Source organism: Devosia sp. (assembly GCF_041917035.1).
Taxonomy (GTDB): Bacteria; Pseudomonadota; Alphaproteobacteria; order Rhizobiales; family Devosiaceae; genus Devosia_A.
In genome coordinates this window covers 1-6,081 of record NZ_JAYRYM010000228.1, presented here as the reverse complement: position 1 = coordinate 6,081, position 6,081 = coordinate 1, and the positions used below count along the sequence as shown (strand labels likewise).

At 68.8% G+C, this 6,081-nt stretch carries 6 protein-coding genes; 3 read left to right on the top strand and 3 right to left on the bottom strand.

The window, feature by feature from the left end; all coding sequences use genetic code 11:
- The coding region (locus ACE3TU_RS17915; protein ID WP_374626675.1) for an ammonium transporter at positions 1-573 on the top strand (573 nt) is incomplete at its 5' end.
- 11 nt (positions 574-584) lie between these two features.
- Here ACE3TU_RS17915 and ACE3TU_RS17910 read toward each other — a convergent pair.
- Positions 585-989 carry a winged helix-turn-helix transcriptional regulator gene (locus ACE3TU_RS17910; protein ID WP_374626673.1) on the bottom strand — a complete coding sequence of 135 codons (405 nt, stop codon included), beginning with the start codon at positions 987-989 and terminating at the stop codon, positions 585-587.
- A gap of 109 nt (positions 990-1,098) precedes the next feature.
- Between ACE3TU_RS17910 and ACE3TU_RS17905 the strand changes: the two genes are divergently transcribed.
- Entirely contained in the window at positions 1,099-1,977 is an 879-nt protein-coding gene (locus ACE3TU_RS17905) for an NAD(P)H-binding protein (protein ID WP_374626671.1), read from the top strand.
- A gap of 2 nt (positions 1,978-1,979) precedes the next feature.
- On the opposite strand, the gene purU is transcribed toward ACE3TU_RS17905, so the two are convergent.
- Positions 1,980-2,831, bottom strand: coding sequence for a formyltetrahydrofolate deformylase (purU, locus tag ACE3TU_RS17900; protein WP_374626669.1), 852 nt, complete (start codon positions 2,829-2,831; stop codon positions 1,980-1,982).
- A 114-nt stretch (positions 2,832-2,945) separates the two neighbouring features.
- Entirely contained in the window at positions 2,946-3,932 is a 987-nt protein-coding gene (iolG, locus tag ACE3TU_RS17895) for an inositol 2-dehydrogenase (protein ID WP_374626667.1), read from the bottom strand.
- Positions 3,933-4,106: 174 nt separating this feature from the next.
- Between iolG and iolC the strand changes: the two genes are divergently transcribed.
- Positions 4,107-5,990, top strand: coding sequence for a 5-dehydro-2-deoxygluconokinase (gene iolC, locus ACE3TU_RS17890; protein ID WP_374626665.1), 1,884 nt, complete (start codon positions 4,107-4,109; stop codon positions 5,988-5,990).
- Positions 5,991-6,081: the final 91 nt, after the last annotated feature.

Here is a 6,081-nt window from a genome sequence, read left to right as displayed (position 1 = left end):
TGGCTGCTCTGCATCGGCTGGTTCGGCTTCAACGTCATGTCGGCGCAGTCGGTGGCCGGCGTATCCGGCCTCGTCGCCATCAACTCGCTGATGGCCATGGTCGGCGGCATCATCGCCGCAGTGATCGCCGGCCGCAACGATCCGGGCTTCGCCCACAACGGCGCACTCGCCGGACTGGTCGCGGTCTGTGCCGGTTCCGACCTCTACCATCCGCTCGGCGCGCTGGTGGTCGGCGCCGTTGCCGGGGTGGTCTTCGTCCAGGGCTTCATCATCACCCAGGAGCGGCTGAAGATCGACGACGTGCTCGGCGTCTGGCCGCTGCACGGGCTGTGCGGCCTGTGGGGCGGCATTGCCGCCGGCATCTTCGGGCTCGAGGCGCTGGGCGGTCTCGGCGGCGTCTCGCCGATCAGCCAGCTGATCGGCTCGCTGGTCCTGTCGGCCTATGCGCTGGGCGCCGGCTACCTGCTCTACAGCCTGACCAGCCGCCTGATCGGCATCCGCCTCTCCGACGCCGACCAGCGCCGCGGCGCCGACCTCGCCATCCACTCCATCGGCTCGAACCCGGAGGGCTGAGCGCCAGTCGCTCAGGCGGCGCGGGCAAAGTCCGCGCGGGCGGCGCGGATCGCCGGGTGGTTGGCATAGGCCCAGTCGACCAGGGCGGCGAGCGGGGTGAGAAAGCTCCGGCCGAGCGGCGACAGCCGGTACTCGACGCTGGGCGGGGTGGTGGGGAACACCGTCCGCTCCACCATCCCGTCGGCCTGCAGGTCGCGCAGCGTCTGGGTCAGCATGCGCTGGCTGATATCGCCGATGGCGCGCTTCAGCTCTCCGAAGCGGTGCGGCCGCTCGGCCAGGGTGGTGACGATCAGCACGCTCCATTTGTCGGCCAGCTGGTCCAGCACGTTGCGCACCGGGCATTGCGCGGGATCGTCATACTGCGCCTTCATCCGGTTGAACTGCGGAGCGAGCGTTTCGGCATCGAGACCGGTCATGGTGGTTCTCCCGAGGTAACCAGGGGCGGCGAAACTGCCGTCTTGCGGAAGCAGGTGGTTCCAAACATATACCTGCTCTCATAGTGAGACAACCACTCGGAGCGTTACCATGACTGAACCCACCCTCTTCATCGGCGGCGCCGGCGGCAAGCTGGGGCGCCGCGTCATCGACCTGCTGCGCCAGCGCGGCCATGCCGGCCGCATCATTGCCGGCACCCGCGATCCGGAGAAGCTGGGCCATCCCGAGGGCGTCGAGGTCCGCCGTGCCGACTACACCGATCCGGCCGGCCTTGAGTCCGCCCTCGGCGGCGTCGACCGCTTCCTGATCATTTCCACCGATCAGATCGGCACCCGCCTCGCCAACCACCTCAATGCCGTTGCCGCGGCCAGGGCGGCGGGAGTGAAGGAGCTCGTCTACACCTCGATGCCGGCACCGGAGGCCCCTTCGGCGATCAGCTTCGCGCCGGAGCACCTGGGCACCGAGCAGGCCATCAAGGCCAGCGGCCTGCGCTACACCATCCTGCGCATGTCCTGGTACACGGAGAACCTGCTCGGCACCCTCCCCGGCGTCCTGGCCCGTGGCCAGTGGTACACCTCGGCCGGCGACGGCCGGGTGAGCTACGTGAGCCGGGAGGACTGCGCCCGCGCCGCCGCCGGCGCCCTGCTCCGTCCGGCCGCCGACCGCACCTACACGGTGACCGGTCCCGCCGCCCTCACCACCCGCGAGATCGCCGCAGAGGCCAGCCGCCTGGCCGGCAGGCCGATCGCCGTCGTCGATGTCGGCGACGAGCAGCTCGCGGCCGGCGCCAGGGCCGCCGGCGTACCGGACTATGTCATCGAGAACTTCATCGTCGCCTTCGACCGCAACACCCGCGAACGCAAGGTGGCGTCGGTGACCGACGCGGTCGAGTCCCTCTGGGGCGAAAGGCCGATCTCGGTGGCCGATGTCCTTGCGGCCAACCGCGCCGCGCTGCTCGGGGCCGCCTGACCCTAGCCGAACACCACGGTCTTCCGGCCGTTGAGCATCACCCGGCTCTCGAGGTGGAGCTTGACGGCCCGGGCCAGCACCCGGCTCTCGACGTCTCGCCCGGCGGCCACCAGGTCGTCGGGGCTCATCGCGTGGGTTACGCGCGCCGTCTCCTGTTCGATGATCGGGCCCTCGTCGAGGTCGGGAGTCACATAGTGGGCCGTGGCCCCGATCAGCTTGACCCCGCGCTCGTGCGCCTGGTGATAGGGCTTGGCACCCTTGAAGCTGGGCAGGAAGGAGTGGTGGATGTTGATGATCTGCCCGAACAGCCGCGTCGCGAAGCGATCCGACAGGATCTGCATGTAGCGCGCCAGCACCACGAGATCGGCGCCCGTCTCCTTGAACAGCGCAATCACCCGCTCCTCCTGTGCCGCCTTGTTGGCCTTGTCGACCGGCAGCAGGTGGAAGGGTATGCCCTCGTACTCGGCAGTGCGCCGGCTGTCTTCGTGGTTGGAGACGATGGCCGCCACCTCGGCATCGAGCCAGCCCACCCGGATCTGGTAGAGCAGGTGCAGCAGGGCATGGTCGAATCTCGAGACCATCACCAGCAGCTTCTTGCGCCGCGCCCGATCGACCAGCGCGGTACGCATGCCGAACCGCTCGATCGCCGGCTTGAGGCCGCGCTCGAGGGCGTCGCGATCCACCCCCTCCGGCGCGGTGAAGGCCAGCCGCATGAAGAACTGCCCGGTCTCGGTATCCCAGAACTGGTTGGATTCGGCGATGTTGCAGCCCAGCCCCGCCAGTTCCGTCGTCACTGCGGCCACGATCCCCGGCCGGTCCGCGCAGGATAGGGTGAAGATGAAACTGGACGACATGACGGGCTCCGAGCCGAAGGGCGCCGGGAGCGATGCACGCAATGGACCCGAGGGTCAACTGGTTGCAGGAGCCTCGACCGCGGCCCGGCTCGCCGGGCGGCCGGTGCGGCGGGCTCAGCTCACCCGCACCACCTGCCCTGTCGCGGCGCTCCGCGTCGCCGCCTCGGCGAGTTTCTGCGCCATCAGGCCGTCGTGGCCGGAGGGGGTGGGCCGCGTGCCCCTGGTCATCGCGTCGATGAAGCTCCGCACCTCGGCGGCATAGGCGGCGACGTAGCGATCGATGAAGAAATTCTGGATCACGTCGGCGGTGAAACCCTGACCGTCGGCGCGCTCGACGGTTGACATGTGAACATTGCCGGCGCGTAGCATGCCTTTCGAGCCGTGCACTTCCATGCGCTGGTCATAGCCGTAGCTGGCGCGGCGCGAATTGGTGATGACGGCGATCTTGCCCGAGGCCGTCTGCATCTGCACCGCGGCGGTATCGACGTCGCCGGCCTCCCCGATTGCCTTGTCGACCAGCGCCCCGCCCAGCGCCGAGACGGTGACGAACTCCTCGCCGACGAGAAAGCGCGCCATGTCGAAATCGTGGATCATCATGTCGCGGTATAGCCCCCCCGAGCGCGCCACGTAGGAGACCGGCGGCGGCGCCGGATCGCGCGAGATGATGGTGACCAGTTCGACATCGCCGATCTCGCCGGCCGCGAGGCGGGCCCTCAGTCCGGCGAAATTGGTGTCGAACCGGCGGTTGAAGCCGATCATCAGCGGTACGCCGGCCTTCTCGACCACCGGCAGGCAGGCCTCGATGCGCTCGACCGAGAGCGAGACCGGCTTCTCGCACAGGATCGCCTTGCCCGCCCGTGCCGCCTGTTCGATCAGGTCGGCATGGGTATCGGTGGGGGTGGCGATGAGGATGGCATCGACATCGGAGGCGATGACCTCCTCGACACTGCGGACCGCGGCACCGACGCTTTCGGCGAGGGCCTTTGCCGCCTCCGGCAACGCATCCGCGACATAGGCGACGCTGGCCTGCGACGAGTTGGCGATGGTCGCCGCATGCACCTTGCCGATGCGGCCTGCCCCGAGAATGCCGAACCTGACCACGAAACCGCCTCCTTGCTGAACGCTGCCTGACCATGGGTGTAGGGTCGGCCGGGCGAGACTGCCCAATTGGAACGTTCATTCCGAACCGCCCATAGTTCGGAATTGACGTTTCATTCGGCGGAGGGATACAACGGCGCCTGAAAGCTGTCCAGTCGTCGCGGAACGGGGGAGATCATGCCGGAGCCGGAGCTCGATGTCATCACCATCGGGCGATCTTCCGTCGACCTCTATGGCCAGCAGATCGGCAGCCGGCTCGAGGACATCGGCTCGTTCGCCAAGTCCGTGGGTGGCTGTCCGGCCAACATCGCCATCGGCACGGCGCGGCTCGGGCTGAAATCGGCGCTGGTGACGCGCGTCGGTGCCGAGCAGATGGGGCGGTTCATCACCGAGCAGCTGCAGCGCGAGGGCGTCTCGACCGCCGGCATCGCCGTCGACGAGCAGCGGCTGACGGCCCTCGTGCTTCTTGCCGTCGAGGCCGAGGGCGTCTCGCCGATGATCTTCGTCAGGACCGACTGCGCCGACATGGCGCTCTCCGAGGCCGACATCGACGAGGGTTTCATCGCCTCGGCCCGTGCGGTGGTGGTGACCGGCACGCATTTCTCGACGCCGGGTGCCGAGGCGGCGCAGCGCAAGGCCATCCGCCTCGCCCGGGCCGCGGGGCGCAAGGTGGTGTTCGACATCGACTACCGGCCCAACCTCTGGGGCCTGGCCGGGCATGCCGCCGGCTTCGAGCGCTATGTGAAGTCGGACTACGTGACCGGCAAGATCAAGCCGATCCTCAGCGACTGCGACCTGATCGTGGGAACCGAGGAGGAAGTGCTGATCGCCGCCGGGGAGAGCGACCTGCTGGCGGCGCTCAAGGCGATCCGCGCCGTTTCCGGTGCCACCGTGGTGCTGAAGCGCGGCGCCAGGGGCTGCATCGTCTACGATGGCGCCATCCCGGACGATCTCGAGGCCGGGATCGTCGGGCAGGGCTTCCCGATCGAGATCTACAACGTGCTGGGCGCCGGCGACGCCTTCATGAGCGGCTTCCTGCGCGGCTGGCTGAAGGGCGAGAGCCACCAGACCAGCGCCACCTGGGCCAATGCCTGCGGCGCCTTCGCCGTCAGCCGCCTGCTCTGCGCCCCGGAATATCCGAGCTGGGCGGAGCTGACGCACTTCCTCGCCCATGGCAGCCGCTTTCGTGCGCTGCGCAAGGACGAGGCGCTCAACCACATTCACTGGGCGACGACGCGCCGCCGGCACTACCCCAGGCTGACCGCCTTCGCCATCGACCACAGAAAGCAGATCGAGGACATTGCCGGCGAGCGCACCGAGCTGATCCCGGCCTTCAAGGTGCTGGCGGTGAAGGCCGCCGCGGACGTCGCGTCCGGTCGGCCCGGCTTCGGCATGCTGCTCGACGACAAGTGGGGGCGCGACGCACTGTTCGCGGTGCCGAAGGACTTCTGGATCGGCCGGCCGATCGAACTGCCAGGCAGCCGGCCGCTGCGCTTCGAGTTCAGCCAGGATATCGGCAGCCGGCTGATCGAGTGGCCGGTGGATCACTGCATCAAGGTCCTGTGCTTCTGGCACCCGGATGACGGCGACGCCCTCAAGGCCGAGCAGCTGGACAGGCTGCGGGCGGCGCAGGACGCGGCCCGCCGGATCGGGCGCGACATCCTCGTCGAGATCATCGCATCGAAGGCCGGCCCGATCGACGCCGGCACCAGCGCTCGGGCGCTCGCCGAACTCTATGCCGCCGGCCTCAGGCCGGACTGGTGGAAGCTCGAACCACAGGCCGACGCCGTGGCCTGGGCCAATGTCGATGCGGTGATCGAGGCCAACGACCCCTATTGCCGAGGCGTGGTACTGCTCGGCCTCGAGGCACCGGAAGAGGAGCTGGCGCGCGGCTTCGCGGCGGCGCACAGTTCGCGCACCGTCAGGGGCTTTGCCGTCGGCCGGACGATCTTCGCCGAGGCGGCCAAGGCCTGGTTTGCCGGCACGATGAGCGACGAGCAGGCAGTGGCCGACATGGCCGGCCGGTTCCGGGCGCTGGTGGGGATCTGGGGGGAGACGTGAGTTTCGAGCGTGTGGCACCCCCCTCCCCAACCCTCCCCGAAAGGGGGAGGGTGCCGATCGAGTTAGTGGCACGATCCAGGCCGAACCCACC

What these genes read in the sequence shown, in the direction of transcription:
- purU (WP_374626669.1), bottom strand. Translation starts at nt 2,831, where the DNA reads ATGTCGTCCAGTTTCATCTTCACCCTATCCTGCGCGGACCGGCCGGGG.
- ACE3TU_RS17905 (WP_374626671.1), top strand. Translation starts at nt 1,099, where the DNA reads ATGACTGAACCCACCCTCTTCATCGGCGGCGCCGGCGGCAAGCTGGGG.
- ACE3TU_RS17910 (WP_374626673.1), bottom strand. Translation starts at nt 989, where the DNA reads ATGACCGGTCTCGATGCCGAAACGCTCGCTCCGCAGTTCAACCGGATG.
- iolC (WP_374626665.1), top strand. Translation starts at nt 4,107, where the DNA reads ATGCCGGAGCCGGAGCTCGATGTCATCACCATCGGGCGATCTTCCGTC.